Source organism: Pedobacter psychrodurus (assembly GCF_004331735.1).
GTDB classification, from domain to species: domain Bacteria; phylum Bacteroidota; class Bacteroidia; order Sphingobacteriales; family Sphingobacteriaceae; genus Pedobacter; species Pedobacter psychrodurus.
In genome coordinates this window covers 129,203-152,622 of sequence record NZ_SJSO01000007.1, presented here as the reverse complement: position 1 = coordinate 152,622, position 23,420 = coordinate 129,203, and the positions used below count along the sequence as shown (strand labels likewise).

The 23,420-nt window shown below is 38.8% G+C and carries 15 protein-coding genes and 1 riboswitch; of the genes, 2 read left to right on the top strand and 13 right to left on the bottom strand.

Translation table 11 applies throughout. The annotated features are described in order from the left end of the window. The first annotated feature begins 347 nt into the window (after positions 1-347). Positions 348-548 carry a YtxH domain-containing protein gene (locus EZ456_RS10710; RefSeq protein ID WP_131529974.1) on the top strand — a complete coding sequence of 67 codons (201 nt, stop codon included), beginning with the start codon at positions 348-350 and terminating at the stop codon, positions 546-548. 215 nt (positions 549-763) lie between these two features. Here the strand turns inward: EZ456_RS10710 and EZ456_RS10705 are convergent, their stop codons facing one another. After that, positions 764-2,194, bottom strand: a complete 1,431-nt coding sequence (locus EZ456_RS10705) for a SusD/RagB family nutrient-binding outer membrane lipoprotein (RefSeq protein WP_131529973.1) — start codon at positions 2,192-2,194, stop codon at positions 764-766. Between the two features lie 11 nt (positions 2,195-2,205). Next, positions 2,206-5,370, bottom strand: a complete 3,165-nt coding sequence (locus EZ456_RS10700; RefSeq protein ID WP_131529972.1) for a SusC/RagA family TonB-linked outer membrane protein — start codon at positions 5,368-5,370, stop codon at positions 2,206-2,208. Positions 5,371-5,691: 321 nt separating this feature from the next. Further along, a riboswitch (SAM riboswitch) is annotated at positions 5,692-5,798 on the bottom strand. Positions 5,799-5,935: 137 nt separating this feature from the next. Here EZ456_RS10700 and EZ456_RS10695 point away from each other — a divergent pair. Beyond that, the gene (locus EZ456_RS10695; RefSeq protein ID WP_131529971.1) at positions 5,936-7,207 is read left to right on the top strand and encodes a peroxiredoxin family protein; all 1,272 of its coding nucleotides are present in this window, start codon (positions 5,936-5,938) and stop codon (positions 7,205-7,207) included. Positions 7,208-7,772: 565 nt separating this feature from the next. On the opposite strand, the gene EZ456_RS10690 is transcribed toward EZ456_RS10695, so the two are convergent. From EZ456_RS10690 to EZ456_RS10640, 11 genes are all read right to left on the bottom strand, one after another. Next, positions 7,773-9,446: a trypsin-like peptidase domain-containing protein gene (locus EZ456_RS10690; RefSeq protein ID WP_131529969.1), complete on the bottom strand. Its 1,674-nt coding sequence runs from the start codon at positions 9,444-9,446 to the stop codon at positions 7,773-7,775. A 2-nt stretch (positions 9,447-9,448) separates the two neighbouring features. Then, positions 9,449-10,036, bottom strand: a complete 588-nt coding sequence (locus EZ456_RS10685) for a TlpA family protein disulfide reductase (protein ID WP_131529967.1) — start codon at positions 10,034-10,036, stop codon at positions 9,449-9,451. Between the two features lie 60 nt (positions 10,037-10,096). Continuing rightward, positions 10,097-11,965 (bottom strand): protein-disulfide reductase DsbD domain-containing protein, encoded by a 1,869-nt coding sequence (locus EZ456_RS10680; protein ID WP_131529965.1) that lies wholly within the window; start codon positions 11,963-11,965, stop codon positions 10,097-10,099. Between the two features lie 23 nt (positions 11,966-11,988). Further along, positions 11,989-13,122, bottom strand: a complete 1,134-nt coding sequence (locus EZ456_RS10675) for a TlpA disulfide reductase family protein (RefSeq protein WP_131529963.1) — start codon at positions 13,120-13,122, stop codon at positions 11,989-11,991. 69 nt (positions 13,123-13,191) lie between these two features. Next, positions 13,192-14,613, bottom strand: coding sequence for a PKD-like family lipoprotein (locus tag EZ456_RS10670; RefSeq protein ID WP_165501296.1), 1,422 nt, complete (start codon positions 14,611-14,613; stop codon positions 13,192-13,194). Between the two features lie 10 nt (positions 14,614-14,623). Continuing rightward, positions 14,624-15,433 carry a DUF4843 domain-containing protein gene (locus EZ456_RS10665; protein WP_131529959.1) on the bottom strand — a complete coding sequence of 270 codons (810 nt, stop codon included), beginning with the start codon at positions 15,431-15,433 and terminating at the stop codon, positions 14,624-14,626. Positions 15,434-15,462: 29 nt separating this feature from the next. Continuing rightward, positions 15,463-16,953, bottom strand: coding sequence for a RagB/SusD family nutrient uptake outer membrane protein (locus EZ456_RS10660; protein ID WP_131529957.1), 1,491 nt, complete (start codon positions 16,951-16,953; stop codon positions 15,463-15,465). A gap of 32 nt (positions 16,954-16,985) precedes the next feature. After that, complete coding sequence (locus tag EZ456_RS10655) at positions 16,986-20,318, bottom strand: SusC/RagA family TonB-linked outer membrane protein (RefSeq protein WP_131529955.1); 3,333 nt, start codon at positions 20,316-20,318, stop codon at positions 16,986-16,988. A 273-nt stretch (positions 20,319-20,591) separates the two neighbouring features. After that, positions 20,592-21,710: a FecR family protein gene (locus EZ456_RS10650; RefSeq protein ID WP_131529953.1), complete on the bottom strand. Its 1,119-nt coding sequence runs from the start codon at positions 21,708-21,710 to the stop codon at positions 20,592-20,594. Between the two features lie 145 nt (positions 21,711-21,855). Next, a complete protein-coding gene (locus EZ456_RS10645; RefSeq protein ID WP_131529951.1) occupies positions 21,856-22,440 on the bottom strand; it encodes an RNA polymerase sigma factor in 585 nt (194 codons plus the stop codon). A 266-nt stretch (positions 22,441-22,706) separates the two neighbouring features. Continuing rightward, a complete protein-coding gene (locus EZ456_RS10640) occupies positions 22,707-23,198 on the bottom strand; it encodes an anthrone oxygenase family protein (protein ID WP_131529949.1) in 492 nt (163 codons plus the stop codon). Between the last annotated feature and the right edge of the window lie 222 nt (positions 23,199-23,420).

Below are 23,420 nucleotides of genomic sequence, written 5' to 3'. Positions count from 1 at the left end.
GGTAATTTTGTTCGAAATATATAAATTTAATAGTGATTATCTGTAAAATTTTTAACACAGCACCTGATGTTTATCGACAGCAATCAAAAAATCAATCATGACGAGGCACTGCCAGCCCCGCAATAACTAGCTTAAAAAGCACCAAACTTGGAATTCAGAAACGACCCAAATTCTTTTTTCAGTGTGATGCCAGATGTGACCGTCTGGCGCTCTTAAACTTTAGTTAATTTCAATCTGATACCATAGTAAATAGATCAAGCATAGAAATAGCTGTAACAAAAAGTGTTGGAAATCGTCTAAAACTTTTAACGATATCAAAATGTTTAACTAAGAAAAAAGAAAAGAACATGGGAATTTTAAAAACAGCAATTATTGGCGCCGCAGTTTATGCTGGCGTAAAATATATCACTAAGAAAGATCCAATTACCGGACAATCGATAGTTGACGAATTAATGGATAAGGCTCCAGAATGGGTAGAGAAAGCAAAAGGCTATACCGAAGAGCTGAAGACTAAGGCAAGCAATGCAGCCGAAGATTTAACCAGATGAATACCAATTAAAAGGAAGGAGCCTGAACAGGTTTATCTTTTTCTTTAATGGTAAAAAACAAAAAACGTCCCGATATAAAATCGGAACGTTTCTTTTGCGCCAGATAAAAGAATGTCACATTGAGCCTGTCGAAATGTTTTGAATATATTCAAAATAGTCCTTCGACAGGCTCAGGATGACAATTCTACATTAGGAATACGACCTCATTTTCAAAACTAAAAAGCATCGAACCATAGTTTGGTGGTTAATAAATCTGCACCTTGATTGCTTACCGCATTTTTATAATTCTGTCCGTTTAACGATTGTTCGGTACCTGGATAAATAAAACGTACCGGAATCTGTCCGTTCAGTACAGTGTTTACTGAAGCGGTTAACTGCGGGTAATCTAACCTTCTTCTTTCTGTCCAGGCTTCTAAGCCCTGACCAAATAAGGCAATCCATTTCTGCTCACCGATTGATTTTTTATAATTGGCCGCATTATAAACTACACCAGACTGCTTGATATAGTCTTCAACAGCAGTTCCACCGATGTTATATTGTAAAAAAGATGCCCGTATGGCCTGTTTATATAAATCCTCAGCATCTTCTGTCGTAAAACCACGTGCTGCTGCTTCAGCCCTATCAAAAAGCAATTCGGCGTAACTAAAAATTACAGCTGGTGCCTTAGCATCTAAAAAGTAAGCACCTGGTTTTGAAGAATTTGCCAAACCTATCGCACTGGCTTCAGAGTTGGTAGAACCATTTGGAATACCCACATAACCTTGTGGTGCATTTTCTGTTTTACTTGCATAAATAGGTAACCTTGGATCGTTTAATGAAATAAGTTTATCAACAATGGTTTTGCTGATCCGATAATCATTTCTGGTTTCGAATGAAGCCGCTACCGGGTTTTGCTGTGGCGAAACATCATATTTCAGTATTGCATTTTCTGAATTACTGCTGATATAAGCGCCACCTTCTGCCTGTACCTCATCAATCACTTGTTTAGCTTTGGCGGGATCTCTATCTGCAATACGCAAAGCGATGCGGAGGCGTAAAGCATTGGCGAACTTTTTCCATGAAGCAATCTTATTGTTATAAATTACATCACCAACGATCACCGGTCCTGCAGGATCTAAAGCTGCCTGGGCTGATTTTAAATCATTCAGAATACCATAATAAACATCTTTTTGTTTGTCGTAAGCCGGGGTAACAAACTGTTTAATTTTTCCTGCCTGCGAATACGGAATATCGCCATAAGCATCGGTAAGCAATAAAAATGTCCAAGATCTTAATACGAGCGCAACACCTTTATAGTTAGAATTGCCCTGTGCATCGCTCAGTTCGATAATTTTATTAAAACCGGCAATACTCTGGGCATAACCTGTAGACCATAAAGCGGTAAAACTGCTATTCGAATAAATAAAACGGTCTTCTTCTGTGTATTGCACTTTGGCCCAGTGCTGTGCAAAAAGCAGGCTCGAGTTCATATTGTTGGTTACCCCCCAATACGAGTCGACTGTAGCTTTTGTGGTTCCTGTAAGCAAATAATCAGGTTGTGGAATTTCAGGTGCATTTGGGTTAATGTTCACCTCATCCAATTCTTTATTGCAAGATGAAAATGCAATTGCCAAAATGGCTAATATATATAGTTTCTTATTTTTCATGATGGTAAGATTTAAAATTTAACATTCAGGTTTATACCGTAACTGCGTGTACTTGGGTTAGATAAACTCTCTAAACCTTGTCCGTTACCAGTGTTAAAAGCCACTTCAGGATCTATATCTACTGTGTTACGGTGGATAATCCAAAGGTTACGGCCAACAAGCGATACCGAAACACCTTGTAAACTTAACGGGCGGAGCCATTTTGCGGGTAAATTATAGCTTAATTTTACTTCACGGAGTTTAACATAAGAAGCATCGAAAATATTTGCTTCATCAATATTCCTGAACGATTTATAATATTGTTGAGCAGGTAATACTTTTTCATTGCGTTTGCCATCGGCTGTTACGCCATCAAAAACAATCCCGTCATCGTAAACCGTTACACCTGCCGGAGCCGTCACGTTTACCCTTACCGTACCATTTTCCTTTTTATTACCCGGATAGTAATAGGAGATTCCGCCATATTCTGCTGCTCTTCCAGGGAGTGTAGAAGCCAATACTCCTGTATATGTGCCTGTTGCATAGGTACCATTATAAATAGAACCACCAAAACTTGCATCAACCAATACGCCTAAACTTATCCCCTTATAAGCGAAGGTATTATATACGCCACCAATCCAATCTGGTGTATATTTCCCTAAAACTTGTTTGGTTGGATTTGTGGTTGGTGCCCCTGTAGCATTTACAATAATGTTTCCATTTCCATCTCTCAAAAATGCGGTACCAAACAACGATCCGTAAGGTTGCCCTACAGTAGCAATAACCTGTGCCGAATTAGAAGCTACAACATAATTGGTCAATAATTTTTCTGCATCCAATTCTATCACCTTGCTTCTGTTCGCAGCAAAGTTCACATCAACATCCCATGTAAAGGCCTTCTTAACTGGTGTAATACCCAATTGTGCCTCTATCCCTTTGTTATTGATTTTTCCGGCATTAAGCAATTTCGAGCTGAAACCTGTACTCTGACTTACATCGGCCGCTAAAATCTGGTTGTAACTATTGGTATTGTATGCACTTAAATCGAAACGGAATCTTTTATTAAAGAAAACCGCTTCAAGCCCAAGCTCTGTAGACGTGGTGGTTTCTGGCTTTAAGTTAGGATTTAGATCAATAGCGCCTGTTGTAAGCTGAGGATTACCATAAAACGGCGCACTAAATACATAAGTGTTGATTAAACGGTAAGGATCTGCATCTTTTCCCACTTTAGACCAGCCTCCACGTATTTTTAAATAGTTAAGGGCTTCGCTTTTGATATCAAATGCTTCGGTTGCTACAAAACTTCCATTAAATGATGGGTAAAAATAAGACCTGTTTTGTGCTGGTAAGGTAGATGACCAATCGTTACGGGCAGTGATGTTTGCAAAAAGGTAATTCCTGAAACCAATCTGTCCGGAAGCATAAACACTATACGATTTTAAACGCGATAAATTATTGGATGAAACCAATGGATCGCGGGAGTTTTTAAGGTTATAAAGCCCTGCAATGGCCAATTTAGGCGCACTCTGGTCGTTTTGCTCGATATATTGCCTGCGGATATTACCACCACCCAATAACGCTAAGCTAAAATCATCATTTAACTGTTTGTTAAAATTCAAGGTTGCATCGGTATTATTTTCACTTACGGTAAAGGCACTTTCGGTGTAAGAACCAAAAGGTGTTCCATTGGTACCATAAGCAATTCTCACTTTACGCCTATCGTTGTAATAATCCGTACCTGATCGGAAATTGAAATCAAGTCCATCAATAATTTTATAATTAAGGGCTAAACTTCCAATAATGCGACTACGGTTTTGCGATACCGTATTTTCGTAAGCTACCCAATATGGATTGCTGTAATAGCTATTGTTCCAGTTAAACGTTTTTCCATTTTCATCCAAATAGTTTTTTAACTGGTTAATATCAACCTGACGGCCGAACCAGGTAAACTGCAACATGGTACTGGTTGATCTTGAACCGCCTGTACCGGGTAAATTATCAGAATTAAGTTTACTGTAATTTGCGTTTGCGGTTAAACTTAATTTAGGTGTAATTTTTAAGGTGGTATTCAGTACAAATGAATTTTTGCCCTGGCCCGAGTTAGGCACAATACCCACTTGTTTTAAGTTGTTGTACGAGATCCGGTAATCATATTTTTCGCCGGCGTCTGCAACAGATACGCCATTATTTAATGAATAACCAGTTTGAAAAAAATCACGAACATTATCAGGGTGTGCCACAAATGGAACCGCAACACCTTTCGAATAAAACTGAGGGATTAATCTACCATCTAATTTTGGTCCCCAACTCTCATCTACCCCATCATTTAATCCTTTACCTGCACCATCTACATAGCTAAATTTCCCTTCTGAACCCTGGCCAAAGGCATTTTGATACACAGGTAGTGTAAGCAAGGTTTCTAAAACTGCGTTTGAGTTGATGGCAATGCCCAACCCTTTTTTCGATTTACCCGTTTTGGTTTTAATGAGGATAACCCCTGCCGCAGCCCTTGAGCCATATAGTGCAGCAGCATTTGGTCCTTTTAGTACACTTATCGATTCTATATCTTCAGGATTGATATCCGAAATGGTATTGGCATAATCTCTTGCCCCAGCCGAATTTAACTGTGAGTTATCTACCGGAATCCCGTCAACCACAAATAAAGGCTGGTTATTTCCGGCAATAGATGTTTCACCCCTGATTACCACACGAGACGAACCCATACTTCCTTGACTATTGGTTACCCGTACACCTGCTATTTTTCCAGCCAGTGCATTTACCAGGTTGGATTCTTTAGCTTCAGCCAAATCCTGTCCTTTTAATTCCTGAACAGCATAACCAAGCGATTTCTTCTGTCGGGATATACCCAGGGCCGTAACCACTACCTCATCCAGCGCATTATCACTTGACTGAAGGATTACTGAGATCGGACCATTCTTACTGATCTGTACTTCCTGGGTTTTAAAACCAATATAAGAAAACACCAATATGCCCCGATCAGGTGCATTGATAGAAAAAGCACCCTTTGCATCAGAAATGGTTGCTTGTTTGGTTTCTTTTATTAAAATGGAAACACCAGGGAGTGTTTCACCATCTGCCGACTTCACCGTTCCGGTAACCGTGGCATTTTGCGCAAATAACTGCTGCGTAATAAAGAGCAGTAAGATAAACGCTATTGATTTAAAAATTTTGATCATGTGTATGTTTTAATAATTAGTTAAAGGATAAAATTTTGGCAAAACAATTCCACCGTAGCCAAAACCACGCTTGTTTACAAAGAGAATTAAAGGAATTAAACCTAAAAAAGCCTGTTAAAATGGAGCCGTTCTAACAGGGCCCACGCATTCGGAAGTATGCATTAGGGTTTACATAAGGTGATTTTAGCTCGTCTGTTTTTTTCATTTGAATGATTTCATTTAATATGTATTTACCTATCAAGAGCGCATCGGAGCAAAAAAAAAGCACCTCTTAAATCAGAAGTGCTCCATATATTTTTGATAAGGATAATGCAAACAACTGACTTAACTACCCCAGATTCATCTGGGATGGAATTAGCACCATTTCTAAAAATTAGATGGTTGCTAAGGCTTCACAGGGCCATTCCCTCCGCCTTTCTTGATAAGTATTTTAAAATAACTGGGGCAAAGGTATAATTTATTCCATTTATCCTATAGTTTTTGTAGATTTTTATTCAAATATTTTTTCTTTGGCAATTACATCCATATATTTGTCTACTAGTTTAGTCGACAAATTCAAATCCCAATGAAATTAAAATCCCTCTTAATAGCCGTATTGGCCATATCAACATCCCTAACCTACGCTCAGGAACATACCACACTAGCAAATAATCAAACGATAAAGTCTAAAGCGAAAAAAGCTAAAGCCTTTGTTGCGCTTGGTAACTGGCGTGGAATTGCTAAAGTAAAGGAAGGATTAGAAATCCCTTTCAATTTCGAAATCAGCGAAAAAAGCGGTCAGCAGAAATTATATTTCCGCAATGCTGATGAAAGTTTCGAAGGTGGTCTGGTTAAACAAACAGCCGATTCGCTTTTCGTAAAGCTGGATCAGTTTGATAACGAACTTGCATTTGCTATAGATGGCGACCAATTAACGGGTACTTTAAGAAAACAAGATAAAGCAGGCAAACCTTTGGTAATTATTGCCGAACGGAAAAATTACCGTTTTAAAACAACAGATAAACCTGCTAAGGCAGACTATTCTGGCAGTTATGATGTGGTTTTTAAATCACCAAATGGTAAAGAAGAAAAAACAGTTGGTTTATTTAAACAAACCGGCAACAAGATCACCGGTACTTTTTTACGCGTAACCGGCGATTCGCGCTATCTTGAAGGTGTTGTAGAAGGAAATGAATTTCAACTTTCCAGCTTTATTGGCTCCTCTCCTGCCTATTACAAAGGAACTTTCCAGGCAGATGGCTCCTTAACAGGCGAAATTTTAGGTGCAAGGGGAAGTCAGCCTTTTACCGGGACCAAAAATAAAGATGCTGCCCTGCCTGATCCTTACAAACTGACCTACTTGAAAAAAGGATATAAAACACTTGATTTTAGTTTTCCTGACGTAAACGGCAAAAAGATTTCGTTAAAAGATGAAAAATACAAAAACAAGGTGGTGATTTTAACCATAACCGGAAGCTGGTGTCCGAATTGTGTTGACGAAGCCACTTTTATTGCGCCTTGGTACAAAGAAAACAAGAAGCGCGGGGTAGAAATTATAGCTTTACATTACGAACGCTCAACCGAACCTGAATATGCAAAAAAGGTGATGACTCGTTTCCGCGAACGTTTTGGAATTGATTACGACCAGGTTATTGCAGGTACTGCCGATAAACAGGTCGTATCTGAATCGTTGCCTGCACTCGATTCTTTTTTATCGTTCCCAACCACGATAATTATCGATAAACAAGGCAATGTAGCACAAATCCATACTGGTTTTAATGGCCCGGCAACCGGTAAATTTTATGATGAATTTGTGAAAGAATTTAATACGGAGATTGATGCGTTGTTGAAGAAATAAGAATTATAGTATCATTCCTTAATTGTCATTCTGAACATAGTGAAGAATCCTTTACCTTATTGGCTGGTCAGACACCGACCAAAAGAATAAATAGTTGCCCAGGCAAGCCGCTCCAAATAATAATGCATAATGTATCGTTTTTTGGAAAGCAGGTGCAGCGCTCTTTGGTTTAGACAGTCCTTCTTTCCGCTTCTATCTTTTTGTGAAAGTAATTGTATAAACGATCAGTCTTGCAACAAAAAGGATAGCCACTACAATAAGGTTTATTTAACCTAGGCAGTGGAACAAGAAATAAATGAAATTGTCATTCTGAACGCAGTGAAGAATCTTTGTGTTATTGGTCGGTGCGACACCGACCAATAGAAACGAGATCTCTCCGTTCCGCTATGCTTCAGTCGAGAGGACGACCCTTCTTTGGGAATCTGTCAATAAATTTAGGCATTGGTCGGTGAGACACCGACCAATAGAAATCAACATGTTAATTTAAATGTAAGGTCCTTCGACAGGCTCAGGATGACAGATCGTGAAAGTAATTCCGTGCCTCCGTGACAAAGACTTTGATTTACTACATGGCCTTTAAAACAAAATCGATGATTGTCTTTTTTGGCACCACTACCGTAGTAGTCCGGCTAAACCTGGCGATGTTAATCCCATAAAAATTACCTTCCCAATCGAAAACCGGCGATCCACATGCGTTGGACTTTACAGCTGCATCGTGAGTAAAAACGGCATTAAAACCATCTCTTCGTTCTGACTTTCCACCCTCAAATTTCTCGGCAGGGTGATTAAAAACCGATTGCCCTCGTCCGTCCAATTTTAAAGTTTTGTTCATTTTCCCAGAAGGGTTTGTCCATTCAAAAGCAACCTCATCATCTGCCCAATATTTTATCATTTCAGAGGCAAATTCACTTGCCTTTTTCATTGGTTTTCCATTAATGCTGATCAGTTCGTCTCCTACTTTTATACCTGCTTTTTCTGCCGGACTGCCCTCTTTGATTAAAGAAAACTGAACGGGACTCGAATTGTAAACCACCATTGCGCCCAAATAAGGTTGACTGTTAATTTTTGGCAAATTAAATAACGAGCTACCTAAAACGCTTCTAATCACTTTGCCATCATGCCCAAGGGTATATAAAAATCTTCCCATTTCTATTTTAGTGGTATCAGTAGAAGTAGCGTTTATATCGATTCCGCCAGCTAGCTTCTGATCTACCTGGAATAAAACAAGATCATTTTCCTGATTTCTTCCAACAAATTTAAGCGGAGTGAATGATCCATTGTTAGCTAATTGCGGATTTTCTCCTACCATGGTATTTTTGCTCAAAAGAAACTGTTTTTTAGCTCCACTTGATGTTTTAACATTCAATAAAGTAGCCTCAATTTCCTGGCTTTTGCCTTTTATCATACTTTTAACGGAAAAGCAGCTATTTTTAACGGTCGGCACATCAAAATCAGGATGTAATGCTTTTTGTTTATTTTCTTTTTCAATAACTAAAAACAAAGGATCTGTTTTAACACTATCTACCTTCTCTGGAAAAGCCGTATAAAGTGTTTCCTTGTTTAAAGCTGTCCAGTAACGCCGGTAAAGGTCAACAGGAATTTCAAAATTCATTTCTTCAGAAACATCAATGGCACTGTGCAACCCGATTACACGCCCATAATAATCAAATAGAGGGCCACCAGAATCGCCGGGTTCCATTTTGCAAGTGGAGCGGATAAAACCATATTCATTTTTCACTTCTGCAACATTACCTAACCTTAACGTTGGCAGGGTTTGATTTAAGCTTTCGGGATAAGAAATGCTGATACAAGGTTCGTTTTTAAGCAAACTTGCTGAATAACCCATCTCTGCAAAGGGATAAATACCTTTATCAGTAATTTTCATCATACCCACATCAGGAATGCCAGGGGTATCTTTGTTTTCTATTTTCCCCAAAGCCAGGGCAATACATTCACGGCCATCAGGGAAAAAGACTTTATAATTTTTACCTGGTAAAATGGTATGTGCAGCAGTTAAGATGTAGCCATCGGCACTCACTACCACGCCGCTAAACTGGCCACTGGTTCTTTGGTTCTGCCGCACATCGAAACCCCACATCCTTACGCTTGCGGGGTATGCTTTTTTAACTGCTTCGGCAATGGTATGCTGAAATTTAGCTACCTGCTTTTTCTGGGCGATGGCATTTAGATTAAGCAGTATCACCAAGGTTAGTGTTAATGCCTTTTTATAGTTATTCATTATTATTTATGATTTTTTGCCAATGTAATCCGCTCAGAAATTTCTTTGAGTGCATCAGCATCGGTTCCAGTGAAACCAGTGAGTTTAAATACAATATTGCCTGTTTTATCGATGATGAACTTTGCGGGGATAGCACTCACCCGATAATCTTCAACCGCAGCATTACGTCCTGCCCCATCTTTCAGATCCATCAGCACCTGAAAATTAAAGCCCGATTGTGCGATGTATTTTCTTACGTCTTCAAGTGGTGTTTTGGTGGTTTCCCAGGTATGGATAAATAAAAATTTTACTGAAGGATCATTTTTATAGGTGTTAACGGCAACCTGCATAGCCGGAAAAGATTTTTTGCAGGGTACGCACCATGTCGACCACAAATCGAGCACAATTACCTTCCCTTTTAGGTCTTTTAGCGATACTATATTTCCGTCGAGGTCTTTTAAAGTAAAATTGGGTGCAGGCACCGCAATCATTTCTGCCAGAAGTTTGTTATGAAGAGAATCGGTTTTATTTGCTGGAAATTGCGCCCATAGCGAAGTACATGCGACTACACTCAGCATAGTCAATAGGCAGAGCCTGAAAAAAGATTTCATATTCTTTTAGGGGTAAAACAGCAAGGCCATTTTACTGGCCATACTGTGTGCATAAGTAGCTTAAATGAGTATTTCTAATATTTTCTCTTTGGGTGGGTAACATTTTGTTTCATCACACACCTGATAGTATAAGCCGCATTTAATTTTAGTACCAGCCTTTGCCTTGCTATAATCTACCATTATCCTAAAGTTTACCTTTCCTTCGAAAATAAACATCCCATCATTACCCGGATATGGCACTGCTGCTGTTGTTTTCCATTCCTGATCGGCCACTGCCCCTTCTGGAAGCTCGAGACGGGTTTCGGTAACCACAAATGGATTATCTTTAGCTACATAGGCATAAATGTGCCATCCTTTTAAAATTTTTGCTTCTATGAGTAAACTGTCTTTTTTATTGCCATTACCTGGAATAAACCTTGCAGAAACGGCCACGGGATCAGCTGCGGTGGGTTCTCCGCTTACAATTGATTTTGGTAATTGATAGCTTTGTTGTTCTCCAACAGGAACATTTTTCCCATAGGTATTCACCATAAATTTAAAACCGCCAGATTCGGTGTAAAACAGGTTATTGCGGTTTTCATTGAGCCATTTTCTCCAATCGGTAGCTTTACTAAACTTTTCGGTCGTATAACGTTCGAGCAATCTTTGGGCCATCGCTACCTCTTTGTTAGCTTCCAATAAACTTACACATTTATCTAAAAGCACCACGTTACGGTTAGAAATACCAAGCTTTTGTGCATCGCGATCCAGCTGAAGCGAATATACACCTGAAGGATAAAAATACTCATAGTTTTGACGGTAGTATTTGTGGTACAGACTGATATTGGTGCCGTAAATGGCAAACAAACTATCTCCGGCGTAACCTTTTACATAATCTTCAAAAGACTGCGTATCGTTAGTTACCGGCATTTTGAGAAACATCTCATTGCCATGACCAATATCCTCGCCCTTTGCTTTTTTATCCTTTAATTCCTGTTGCATTTTCAGCATGCGAAGATTGCCTTCCCGTCGCGAAGCAATAGCCTGATTATAAAGATCTTTGCTTAACCGATAAATCAGCTCATCTATACCACTACGGGTTTCGATCTGTACTTTTTTAACGATAGCGGAAAGGCGATCGAATTTTTTGATGTAACAGATGGTATTTACAAAAACATCTTTGGCTTCATCCGTCATGTAATCTGGCGAGCCTGCAAAACCCCACATAAAGTAATTTCCCTGGCGACCAAGCGCTACAGCTTCAGCATTTTTAAGGCATACACCACCTGAAATAGATTCAGCATCAGGCGAATCGTTAAATCCTTCACCATGTGAAACCATACCAATTAAATAAGGCTCTTTTGAAGAAAACCCTTGCTTTACCACCTGCCACATATCCATTTCTTTTGGTGTACCAGCTCCTTGATGACCGTTAAAAAAAGAACCTGGAGTCGGTTTTTTCACCATGCTCAGTTTTACAGCATTTGGCGTATTAAAAATGGGGTGACTGGTTTTAATATTTAAAGCTTCATTATCCAAACACTGGCAATACCAATCGAATTTTAAACCTAAAGGCAAACCTACATTTGGTGCCATGGCATGCATTAAAACCATCGGCCGGTTAAAGTTTGCCGGCATGTTAACCGGACCGGCATCCATGAGTGTTACATCTACCTCACCAGACATTTCCACTTTGTAATCTGCTACATCCACTACCTTAACCTCAGTAAATCTTTGCGCCAAAAAAGCTTTAAAATCGGCCATTCTGGTTTTGTATATTTTTTCGACAACAGCTGGGGTGGTTGAATAATAAACTACATTTTTCGGCATTGCTTTATCGGGATTATACCCAACATATAAAACCTTTAATGCAATTTTATCCCGATATTTTGCACTCCCGAAAGTGAGCAGCGAAACCAGCATCAGGCATGCGGTTAACATCTTTTTCATGATCTATATTTTATTGAAAACCACTAATTGAATATTTCAGCCAGTTTTTTATTCAAAGGTTCGCCGCGAAGACCATTGCCGATGATTTTGCCCTGTTCATCTACCAGGAAACTTGCAGGTACAGCACGTACGCCATATAAACGGCCCACTTCGTTATTCCAGCCTTTCAGATCAGATACATGGATCCAATCTAAACCATCTTTTTCAATGGCTTCTAACCAGCGTTCTTTTACATTATCCAATGAAACTGAAATAATTTCGAAGCCTTTATCTTTATAGGTCTGGTATTGTTTTACCAGGTTGGGGTTTTCTGACCTGCATGGTCCACACCAGCTTGCCCAAAACTCAACCAATACAACCTTTCCTTTTAAACTAGCCAATGAAACTGGCTTGCCTACTACATTATTCTGCGTAAAAAGAGGCGCTATGTTTCCGACCGCAGTAATGCCGCTTGCCGCAATACGTTGAGCGAGTTCTTTACCCATATCGGTTTCGCGGTACGCTTTATTTAATGCATTAAAAAGCGGCTCAACTTTAGCTACATCAACCTTACTTCCAGCAGCTTCTGATAATGCCACTAACGCGAAGTATGAAGTTGGGTGTTCTTTCGCAAATTGAAACTGTTTGTCGGTCCTGTTCTGGATATTTTTCCTGTACCGCAGATCTACTGCTTTCATGTAAGCAGTATCTTTTTGCTGTTCGGGTGTACCGCTGTTAAAATCGATATTCACTGCTTTGGTAAGGGCCATAATGGTACCGCCGATGGCTTTGTTATAGGCATCATATTCCTGGTACACTTTCGAGCCAGCAAAAACTGCATTTTCTAAAGAATCTTTTGAAGTAATGCTTACCTGCTCCTTGCCAAAATAAAAGTAAATCACGTCGCCGGTATAAACGGCCTTGCCTTTACCGCCTCCGGTATGATCGAGCGCCATACGGGCATAGGCATTGCCTGAAATATGTCCGGCAAATTTAAAAGTTCCATTAACCAAGGCTACAGAATCTTCGTGGCTAACGCCATTATCCATATAATCGATATAGGCTTTTGCAGGAGCACCCAATGTGCCTATTTTACCTGTTAAACTAAAATTTGGCGCTTGTGCCCAGCATAAAACCGGGAATAAAAAGGCCAATACTGCTAATTTTATGATTTTCATGTGTATGTTTCTTTATGAGTTAATTAAATCCATGCTTAAGATTTTTGACGGCCTAAGCATGGAATAAGGTTATTTTCTGATGGCAATATCTACAGGAGCACCAGGGATTCCTTCAATCTTTTTAATGAATACACCATTCATTCCGGTAGATATATTTAGAAAAGAAACGGTTTCTTCTGTTGCGACCATCAGCGTTTCTTCATCTTCGGTAAGTTTTAGCATCGTAATCGTTTTTCCACTAAAGCTGGTGGCCAATTCTCTCAGTTCTTCATTTACGGGATTATATCGATATACCTTACTGCCATTGGCAATATAGATTACGCCATTTTTAGCACCGCTCCATTTTGTATTTTCATTAATTAATTCCTGACGCACAAAAAGACGTTTATGTTGAGGTGTAAAGGTGAATGGTCCGTTAAACTGAACATTGAACTTTAATTCATAAATTTTTCCATCGGTTCCCTTACAATAGGCAAAACAATCAGCATTATTAAGCTGCTCCAAATGAACAAGATCCATACCTACGTTTGTAGGATCGAAAGCATTTGTTGTGGTAACTGAGTATTGGGTACCAAAATAAACAGGCGCTCCATAAAGATTAATCCGGACAAATTGCTTTCTGTTTTTGTCGAAGCCAATAAAATAAGTAGCTGACTGCGTAAAACTCATCACAAAAGAAGGAGCCAGTTCATAATCACCATCAGCTGGTAAACCAAACATTCCATAAGTAGCTGCCTGATCCCATGTGCTCGTTGTTCCACCGTAAAACTTACCATTTACAACGCCCATCATCACCCCTTGAGGATGCGAGATCAGTGAACCAACTTCGAGATCATCTGGCTGTGTAAAGAAGTTATCTTTGAGTGTATTTGGATACTTTGGATCTTCCTGCATGGTATTTGGTTCCAACCTGGTTCCGCCATTTTTTGTAATAATCCAATAACCCAATAAGGTACCACCAGTAAATGTATTTCTAAGCAGAAATAAATTCGTGGGGTTTGGAGGCAGATCTTTCCCTTGCATGGCCCTGTACAAACGTGCCTGTACACTACCATCTGGTTTTACAAATGAAAACTGTGTGATTCCTTTTTCAACACTTAACACCGTTGTACCACTGGCAAATTCGGTTCCTCCGTCTATGTAAAAATTATGAAAATATTTCATGCCGTTCGCCTTGTTGAAGACGGTAAGACGGGCAGCATATCTTTTAGCCTGCAAACCGAATATGATCCTTAAGGCCGGACCGGTATAAAGGACGTCATTCCCTTCCATTACACTGATTTTCCATTGAAGTTCTACATTTGCAGCATCGGCACCTTCTATTTTCGGTTTGATGATCAAACTGTCTCCTACACTTGCAGTATAAACAGAATCGAGGTTAGCCAGTTTAGGCTCAATAGGCATATCGATATCGTAATTACCTAAGTCTTTATGGCATGCGGCTAGAGAAACCACAGCCATTATTAACAAGATTAATTTTTTAATATTCATGTTTTTATATTTAAATAACCTCATTGCCGTTTTCATCTATAAAATAATATTTGCCATTCTGCATGTTTTTTCTCAAAAGCGTTTTTTTGGCCGGATTGCTTTTATTATAGAAATAATAGCTATTGGTATTACCTGCAGTTACCTCTTCAATTACGTAGCCTTTTGCTTGATTTTTAGTTACCCAATTAAATGGATTGTTTAGCATAGTGGTTAACAAGCCTATATAATAGAGATTTTTCGGTGCATCCAGTCCGCTGGTAGAAAGGGAGGTTTGTGCGGTTACCAGAATAAACAACTCGTGTTTGGTTCTCGAATAAGGAGGAAGAGGCCAGGCATCCCACCAATCTGGTTTTTCCAATTTGGAGGAGAATACTACTTTCGCCCTGATCAAATAAGGATTTTCGATGCCCAGATCGGATGTACCGGTTAATTTGATCAGTATTGAAACCGATCTGTTTTCAAGTTCCTTATCCTTGTTATAGATAACAACAGGAATGTATCCTATCCCTCTATTTGGAAGAATTGAATATTGTGCCTTCAAAGCTTCATAATGAATTCCAGGAGTGGCAGTAGAAGAATCAAGGTCTACCCGCGCACTAAATTTTCGCTCTACATCTGTTCTGATTCCGGATAAACGTACCGGTAACCATACGGTATCCTGAGCGCGTGTAGGATTATAGGCAAAGGTTCTTACTATACTGTCTTTATCACCATTATAAATGTCGAAATAGACATTGGCACTGTGATCAAACCGCATTTCTTCTGCTTTCTTGCAAGAAACAAGACAGATAATTGCGAATATTAATATATATATTTTCATAATTTGCTATTATTAAATTTCAAATTGTTTTACCTGCCGCCATAAACAATCTCATCGTTAGGAAGAGGGAGTACGAAAATATTATCGGAAGCAGGAATGATTACCCCGGTTTGCCCAACTATACCTCTATTAAGCCTTTTATACATATAGAACAACTGGCCTTCTGCTAACCATTCCTTACGGGCATCTTTGAGTAGTTCTTTTAATAAATCTTCTTCGTTATTTATGGTCAAAGGATCGCCTATTTGCCTAGCTTCACGAACCTGCTTAAGGTAATTGATTGCGGTTGCAGGATTATTTGCATATGAACACTCGGCAGCGATGTAATACATCTCACTAAGCCTGATTGCAGGAGCCATCAGGTAATGTAGATTTGCATTTACTTCAGCGCTTAAAGGGTTTCTACGGTATTTAACGATGTCGTAAGACCTTGATGATTGGCTTGAAGTAGCAGATAACCAGTATTTATAACGAGAATCACTTGCTCCGGCGGTTGCCTTTTCATAAATATAATCTGCAGCGTCCTCAATCAGGTAAAAGCCCCTGGTGCCACTTTGAAACCAATTGTCTTTTATTTCTTTTGCAGCACCTGGTATATACCATCCAAAAACAAGTTCCTTATAAAGAATACGGTCTTTCTTGGAATCTTCGAATGCCTCAAAATCACTTTTTGCTGTCCAAGGGAATTTTTTTGAGTCGATTACCTCCTTAGCATTAAGTAAGGCTTTAACCTTATCATTTTTATAAAGGTAAACCCTGGCAAGCGTTCCACATACAGCATAATAATTCAGGCGATGCCTTCTGTTCTGCAAGAAAAGACTTGAGCTCTTCTCTTCTGAATTTTTCAGCGTATCAGTAACTAAGGGATAGTTCACCATATAACTGGCACTCCGAATCGGATCGACCACTAATAGTTGTTTCGACTCCTCCAAATCTTTGGTAATGAGATCAATGGTTTCCGAAACGGTAGAAACCGGAGTAATATCTTTCGTGTATTTGTTCGCATAGGGAATTCCTTTTGCAGCGGGGTTTCTCAAATAAGAAGGCGCAAAAAGACGCAACAGGTCGAAATGCAAATAGGCTCTCAATGCAAGTGCTTCCCCTTTGATAATGGTGTAATTATTACCACTAAAAATGTTCCTTTTTGCATCTACATTTTCGAGGATCAGGTTACAGTTTACAATGGCATTATATAAGCCAGCCCAAATTTTATCCTTACGTTTAATAAACTCACCATGTTTATAATTGTACAATGAAGTCTGCCTATAATCCTGTCCGTCATCACGCATAGAAAAATTTTGAGCCAGTACCTCTGTTGTACCAAATGTAAGTTCTTTACCGTACAGATCTGATTCTGTACTGCGGTTATACACGCCGTTTATTGCTTCCATAAAGCCATTTTCGGTACTGAATAAAATTGGAGCAGCTATTTCTGATTCCGGCTCAACTTCCAGCCATTTCTTGCAGGAACTAAACAACCCTGTTATTAAGATGAGGCAGATTAACAATCTAATTTTCATGTTTTTATATTTTAAATCCGTTAATGAATAGCTTAAAAGGCCGCTCGAACGGAAAAGGTTAAACTCCTGGTAAATGGATAATTAATTCCCCTTTCTTCTTTTACTGATGACCAATGCACTACATCGTTGGCCGTTATCTGAAATATGAGACTCGACATCGATAATTTAGATGCGATTTTTTTATTCATATCATAAGAAAAGTTAACTGATTGAAGGTTGATCAGATTATCAGGCTGTATAAATCTCGAGCTTACATCGGTCTCACCATTATCTGCTATGTTTTTATAAAAAGAGAGGTCGCCAGACTGCTTCCATTTTTCTTCGAATACACGCTTATCAACGTTATATCTTGGATCAGCATTTTCAACACGCTCTACCAGTGTTAGGTTATATTTGTCGCCACCGAAAAAAGTTTGAAACTGCACATAAAGGCTAAATCTTTTGTAGTTAACCGTTCCACCAAAGTATCCGCTCACTTTCGGATTGGGATCTCCAATTACAACATAGTCTCTCTTATCGTAGTCGTATGTAAGTGTACCATCTTTTTTGATGTATAATTCACGTCCGTTTTCCGGATCTATGCCTAACGAACGCACGCCATAAATGGCATTGAAAGGCTGCCCTTCGCTAAATCTAAGTAAGGGAATGCCCCGGTAACCACCTTCTCCTGGTTTCAATGACTGCAGTTCATCTGCCCTATCGTTGTACTTCTTTAATGCGTTTGAGATTCTTACTACCTTATTCCTGTTGGAAACCATACTCGCGTTTAGATTTACCGACCAGTCTTTGCTTCTCACAGCATCTATTACCAGCCCCAACTCAGCCCCTTTGTTTTCCATATCTCCAAGGTTTTCTTTATAGGATAGAAATCCTGTTGATGGCGGCAATGTAATATCGGCTAAAATGTCTTTGGTAAACTTCTTATATATTCTGGGCGTAATCATAATACGATCTTTAAACAGGCCGATGTCGATACCAATATCCGTCATCCTCGTTTTTTGCCACCCAAGGTTTTCATTTCCATAACTGTTTACCCCCGCACCAATACCCGATGAATACCAATTTCCGGTATTATACTTATAAATGGTTTTTGATAAGTAAGGATCAAACTCTACCGAACCTGTAAGGCCTGTAGAGGCCTTTATTCTAAGCTGGCTAATCACATGATTATCCTTAAGAAATTCCTCCTGGTGTACATTCCATCCTAATCCGAACGACCAAAAAGGAGCCAGTTTATTGTTCACTCCGAATTTTGAAGAACCGTCAATACGAACAGTTCCATCCATCAGGTACCGGTTTTTATATGAGTAGTTCATCGTAAAGAAAGAGCCAAAAAGTCGTGCTTTTTCGAGCCTGCTTTGAGGTTTTCCATCTTCAGCATAACCCTTGGCAAATCCTATGCTGGTAAAACGATCATTGGCAAAGCCAATAGCCGTAAATTCTTTTTGATCGCGTAGCTCTGTACGGGCATTCACACCTACTAAAGCATTAAAATAATTGCCCCCGATCTGCTTTAGCCAGGTTAACCTAATATTACTATCCCAATAGGTTTCTTTCATTTCCCTATTCATGTATTCTCCCTTTTCATCTATTTTATCTGCGGTGTACAGGTAATATTTATTTGCCTGGGGAGAGGTGAATATATCATCTGAATTTGACCGCGTGGTTACACTCATTTGAGCCCTTAACCTAAGGTTGCTTGCCACCTCTACATCGGCAGAAAGGTTATCAATAATTTCGGTGTACTTAGATTTATTGAAACTGCTTAAACTGGCATCATACAATGGATTAAAAACATATTCTTTTGATCGATCTTGTTTTTCGTATACATCCGAAATCCTCATCGTCATGCCATTGGCATCTTTCAATGGGTAATAGGGATTCATCCGTACATAATTAGAAAAATCGCCATAGGGAGATTCGGTAGCGCCCACCTGTGTTATGGATAGTTCATTTCTGAACTGAATTTTCTTCACATTATACTGGAAACTCATTCCACCCGAATATTGGTCCCTTGCCGACCCTTTCATTGCTCCGGGCCTTGTTTGGTAGCGAAGGTTTACATTGTATCGAAATGCTTGTGAACCACCATCCAGATTTACAGCATGCTTATGTCCTATGGTATTACGCAAGGGTTGAGATAGCCAATAACTGTTAACACCACCAACAACATTAGCTTTTTTGTGGTAATAAATTTCATCAAGCTGATCTTGAGATACCTGTTGTTTCGCAGAATTATATAATCCTGCCAAAACTTCATAATCTAGTTTTTCAGCTGCATTTAAAACCTGATAATCGCTTAGATCTGCAGCAGTAAGATTCAATTCGTAGTTGTATTCTATCCGTAATTTCCCCTCTAAGGGTGTTTTAGTGGTAATCACGATTACACCATTGGCTGCGCGCGAACCATAGATTGCCGTTGCAGCCGCATCTTTTAATGAGGTAACTGATGCAATCCTATTCACATCCAAATCAAATACTTTCTGCACGCTTACTTCATATCCGTCAAGCATGAAAACAGGCATATTTGCTGTTCCAAGAATTTCATCTCTTCTTAGCACCTGCCCATCACCGCTTGGCAGTGCAGAAGCTCCCCTAACATTGATAGAAGGAATTCTGTTAGGGTTGGAGCCTGCAAGATTATTATCGATCAGTTTAAATGAAGGATCGAACGTGCCAATACTCTGAAGCAAATTTTGTGGATTTACCCTTCTCAGCTGATCGCCAGATATCGTAATCGCATTACCGGTATAGTTATCTTTTTTAATCGTTTGATAACCCGTTACCACCACATCGTTCATCTGGGTCATTTTAGAAACCAGCTGAATATTGAGCATTTTCGTTCCGGTAACTTTGGTTTCAAATAGCTCATAACCCACGTAACTGAAAACCAACATGCTCCCTTCATCAACGCTAACTTTAAATTCGCCTTTTTCGTTGGTGATGCCTACACTTGCACCATTTTTAACGGAAATAGTAACGCCTGGAATGGTTTCGCCCGTGGTTTTATCAAACACGACTCCATTGACTTCAACTTTTACAGCTGCACGTTCTGGTGTAACAGCTACATTTTCCTTGTTACTGATTACGATGGTTTTGTTAACGATATTAAAGCTCAGGTTTTGATCTTTTAAAGAAGCATTCAACGCATCTGTTAACGATGCCTTAACAAACTCGACCGTAACATCAGGTTTATCCTGAAGCAACTGACCTTTGTAAAAGAAAAAATAGCCCGTTTGCTTTTTTATCTCCTTAAAAACCTGCTTAAGCGAAGTTTTTCTACGGGATAAGGTTACGGTTTGAGAAAAGGTGGCTGCCGATACATGTAGGGCACCAACCAATAATAAAATTGTAGTCAATTTCATGACCAATAAAAATTTAATCTTTACCCTCCGCATGTCGCACACGGGGTTGTAAAGGGTAGTTAATTTCATACCTTTGTAATGAATGAGGTTAAAAAATAGCAGCTGGGTTTCGAAGCAAGCTGCTTGTCCAAATTTCTACCGGAAGCGTTGTCGCGCTTTCGGTTTTTTTAAAGGTACAATGCTAAATTTCTGGTAGTTTTTTCATCATAAAGTTTAGTTTGTTTGTAAATTGGTTTGTTGATTTTCGGCTGTTTAAAGAAAAGCCATTCTTATTTAATTTCCAGATACGGTAAGTACTTTGCCCTTTACATCAATATGAACATGGTTAAGTTCTAATATTTTAAAAACCTCCGCCAGGTTACTGTTCCTCGGTATTTCGCCTATATACTTCTCTGATGTAATTTTACCCTGATAAACTACATCCACATCATACCATCGCGAAATCTGTCGCATAATGGTTTGCAGGTCGTCGTTATCGAAAGAGAAAATATTATTCTTCCAGGCCATTTCTTTATCAATATCAATCTGCTGATCAACAATTAATCTGGCATTGTTCGTATTTAATTGCGATTGTTCTCCAGGATGTAAGTTTACACTGCCAGAAGCAGCACTCACTTTAACAGCACCTTCTAAAAGCGTGGTTTTAACAGCGGCTTCATCATTATAGGCATTAATATTAAAATGAGTACCCAAAACTTCAACAGTTTGTACCTCTGTTTTTACCCTAAAAGGACGGGTATGGTCTTTTGAAACTTCAAAGTAAGCTTCTCCATTGAGTTCTACTACCCTTTCATTTTTAGCAAAGGCATATGGATATTTTAAGGTAGTGGCTGCATTAAGCCAAACTTTTGTGCCATCGGGCAAACTCACCTGATATTGTCCGCCCCGCGGTGTGCTAATTGCATTCGATCCTTTAAGTGAAGCATTTTGTACTTCATTGATTACATATTCAAGCTGGCCGTTTTTAGATTTACGGATTACAATACCATTTTGATTGGCGATCTGACCATTCTTGGCATCATCTAAGTTAACTACAGTACCATCAGCTAGTGTTAGCAATGCTTTATGGCTACCTGGAGGAATATCTTTTAATTCTGTTTTGGCAGTTAATGGTACTACATTGCGTTGTACAATAAAATAAAGTCCTAAACTAAAGCATAAAATAATACTTGCCGCAATGGCCAAACGCTTAGTCGCGACCAACTTCATAGACCTTCCGCGCGGACTTAACCTGTTCCAAACTTCTACCTTGCTGGTTTCTATAAGTGAATGCTTAGGAGTCTCTTTTTCAAAAGGGAATTGTTGATACCAATCTTCAACAATGGCAATCTCTTCTGGCGTACAATTACCCGCAAGGTATTTATCTAAAAGTTTTTTCGCATTTATCTCCATTAAAAAAGAAGTTAGTTTGGTTGATTAATGTATATACGGCGAAGGTATAGCATTGGGGGTATCGGAAAATTATTTTTTTTTAAAATATTTTCAATACACCTTAATTTTAGAGATAAAAAATGTATTTAAACCGAATTACATTTGATTACCGATAGGTTTTCAAAAGAAAAGCAACATAAATAACCACTCCTAACCTCGATTTAAGGATTCTTAATGCTTTTTTAACCTGTGTTTTAACGGTTAATTCAGAAAGACCAAGTTCGAGCGCAATTTCTTTATGCGATTTATTCTCCTTGCGACTTAAAATAAATATTTCGCGCATTCTAGGCGGCAAAGCATCAATTTCTTGCTCAATTAATAATGCCATTTGCTTTTCACGAACCATATAATCAGTTAACACATGATCCTGATCTATATAATCCTGCAATGAATCAACGTATTTGCTTTCTACTTTTTGATGTGCAAACACATCCAGCACACGGTTACGCACGGCTGTATATAAATATGCCGATAAATTACCATCAGGTGCTACCTGCAAACGTTTAACCCAAAGCGATTCGAACAACTGGTGTAATACATCTTTTGCTTCTTCATCATCATTTAAGCGTTTGCTGGCATGGATAAAAAGTAAGCCATAAAAGCGGTTGTAAATTTCGGTAAAGGCCAGCTCATCACCTTGAGTTAACAAGAATGCCAATTCGCTATCAGAATATGAACCGTAAACACGCATAGAGATAACACAAAGATAATATAAATACAATCGGTTTCACTGTATCACAACAGCACTTATCTTACTTATTTCTTGATATTTGCAGCATTTTTACATAGAATTAGTGTATTTTTTGTCTAAAAAATAGAAATCGGCCATTTTTTTTAAAGATTTTGCCATTGAAAAAGGCTACAAACGGACAAACCTAATGCTTACACAAAAAACAATACAGTCAATTGAGACTTATCTTTCAACGCAAAAACTACAAGGCGATGAATATTATGCTTTTAAGCATTTCGGCTTAATATTGCAGCATAAGCGACCAGTACAATACATATAAATGAAGCGGTGGTTCTGATCCGATGAAATAAATTCCAGCCTGGCTCAAATTTTTCGCGCAATACATTTAGTTCTGTTGCACTGAGTTTACCAAGATCGGCCCCGTCTAACAGGTTATTAAGGGGTACATTGCCAATTATGGTAACCAAAAAAACACCGCCAAAGTATAATAAGGTTGCTGCTAAAAGCAGATAAAACACCATAGGCTGTTCTCTAAAAAACCAGACACTTAATGGTAATATAACCAGCGTACCCATAAAGGAAATAAAAAATAACGGATTTAAAATAGCCCGGTTGATTGATTGCATGGCTTGTAAAAAGGAAGCATCGGAAAGGCGTGTAAGGCCTGGGATAACTGAACAGGAATATGCATAAAAAAGACCACCAATAAGCGCAGTAGAAACTGTGCTCAACAAAAGAACCAAGGTTTTGAAATTCATAAACAATTGCTTTAAATGTATCCGTACCATAAAGAGTATGACGAATTTAAGCAAAAACGTTATCCGAAAAAAATAAATCCTATCTAAAAGAGGGCGTCAATTTAGATAGGAAGAGGGTTAAATTAGGTATAGATAATAGGTAGATGTAGGTATTAATTTAGGTGCAGTTCAGCTAAAAAATTGCAATAAGAATCAATCTCTATTCTTTCATTTATTGAGAAT

Coding starts and splice junctions, on each gene's coding strand:
- EZ456_RS10700 (WP_131529972.1), bottom strand. CDS start 5,370: ATGATCAAAATTTTTAAATCAATAGCGTTTATCTTACTGCTCTTTATT.
- EZ456_RS10705 (WP_131529973.1), bottom strand. CDS start 2,194: ATGAAAAATAAGAAACTATATATATTAGCCATTTTGGCAATTGCATTT.
- EZ456_RS10675 (WP_131529963.1), bottom strand. CDS start 13,122: ATGAAAATCATAAAATTAGCAGTATTGGCCTTTTTATTCCCGGTTTTA.
- EZ456_RS10695 (WP_131529971.1), top strand. CDS start 5,936: ATGAAATTAAAATCCCTCTTAATAGCCGTATTGGCCATATCAACATCC.
- EZ456_RS10680 (WP_131529965.1), bottom strand. CDS start 11,965: ATGAAAAAGATGTTAACCGCATGCCTGATGCTGGTTTCGCTGCTCACT.
- EZ456_RS10645 (WP_131529951.1), bottom strand. CDS start 22,440: ATGCGTGTTTACGGTTCATATTCTGATAGCGAATTGGCATTCTTGTTA.
- EZ456_RS10710 (WP_131529974.1), top strand. CDS start 348: ATGGGAATTTTAAAAACAGCAATTATTGGCGCCGCAGTTTATGCTGGC.
- EZ456_RS10670 (WP_165501296.1), bottom strand. CDS start 14,613: ATGAATATTAAAAAATTAATCTTGTTAATAATGGCTGTGGTTTCTCTA.
- EZ456_RS10655 (WP_131529955.1), bottom strand. CDS start 20,318: ATGAAATTGACTACAATTTTATTATTGGTTGGTGCCCTACATGTATCG.
- EZ456_RS10640 (WP_131529949.1), bottom strand. CDS start 23,198: ATGAATTTCAAAACCTTGGTTCTTTTGTTGAGCACAGTTTCTACTGCG.
- EZ456_RS10690 (WP_131529969.1), bottom strand. CDS start 9,446: ATGAATAACTATAAAAAGGCATTAACACTAACCTTGGTGATACTGCTT.
- EZ456_RS10650 (WP_131529953.1), bottom strand. CDS start 21,710: ATGGAGATAAATGCGAAAAAACTTTTAGATAAATACCTTGCGGGTAAT.
- EZ456_RS10685 (WP_131529967.1), bottom strand. CDS start 10,036: ATGAAATCTTTTTTCAGGCTCTGCCTATTGACTATGCTGAGTGTAGTC.
- EZ456_RS10665 (WP_131529959.1), bottom strand. CDS start 15,433: ATGAAAATATATATATTAATATTCGCAATTATCTGTCTTGTTTCTTGC.
- EZ456_RS10660 (WP_131529957.1), bottom strand. CDS start 16,953: ATGAAAATTAGATTGTTAATCTGCCTCATCTTAATAACAGGGTTGTTT.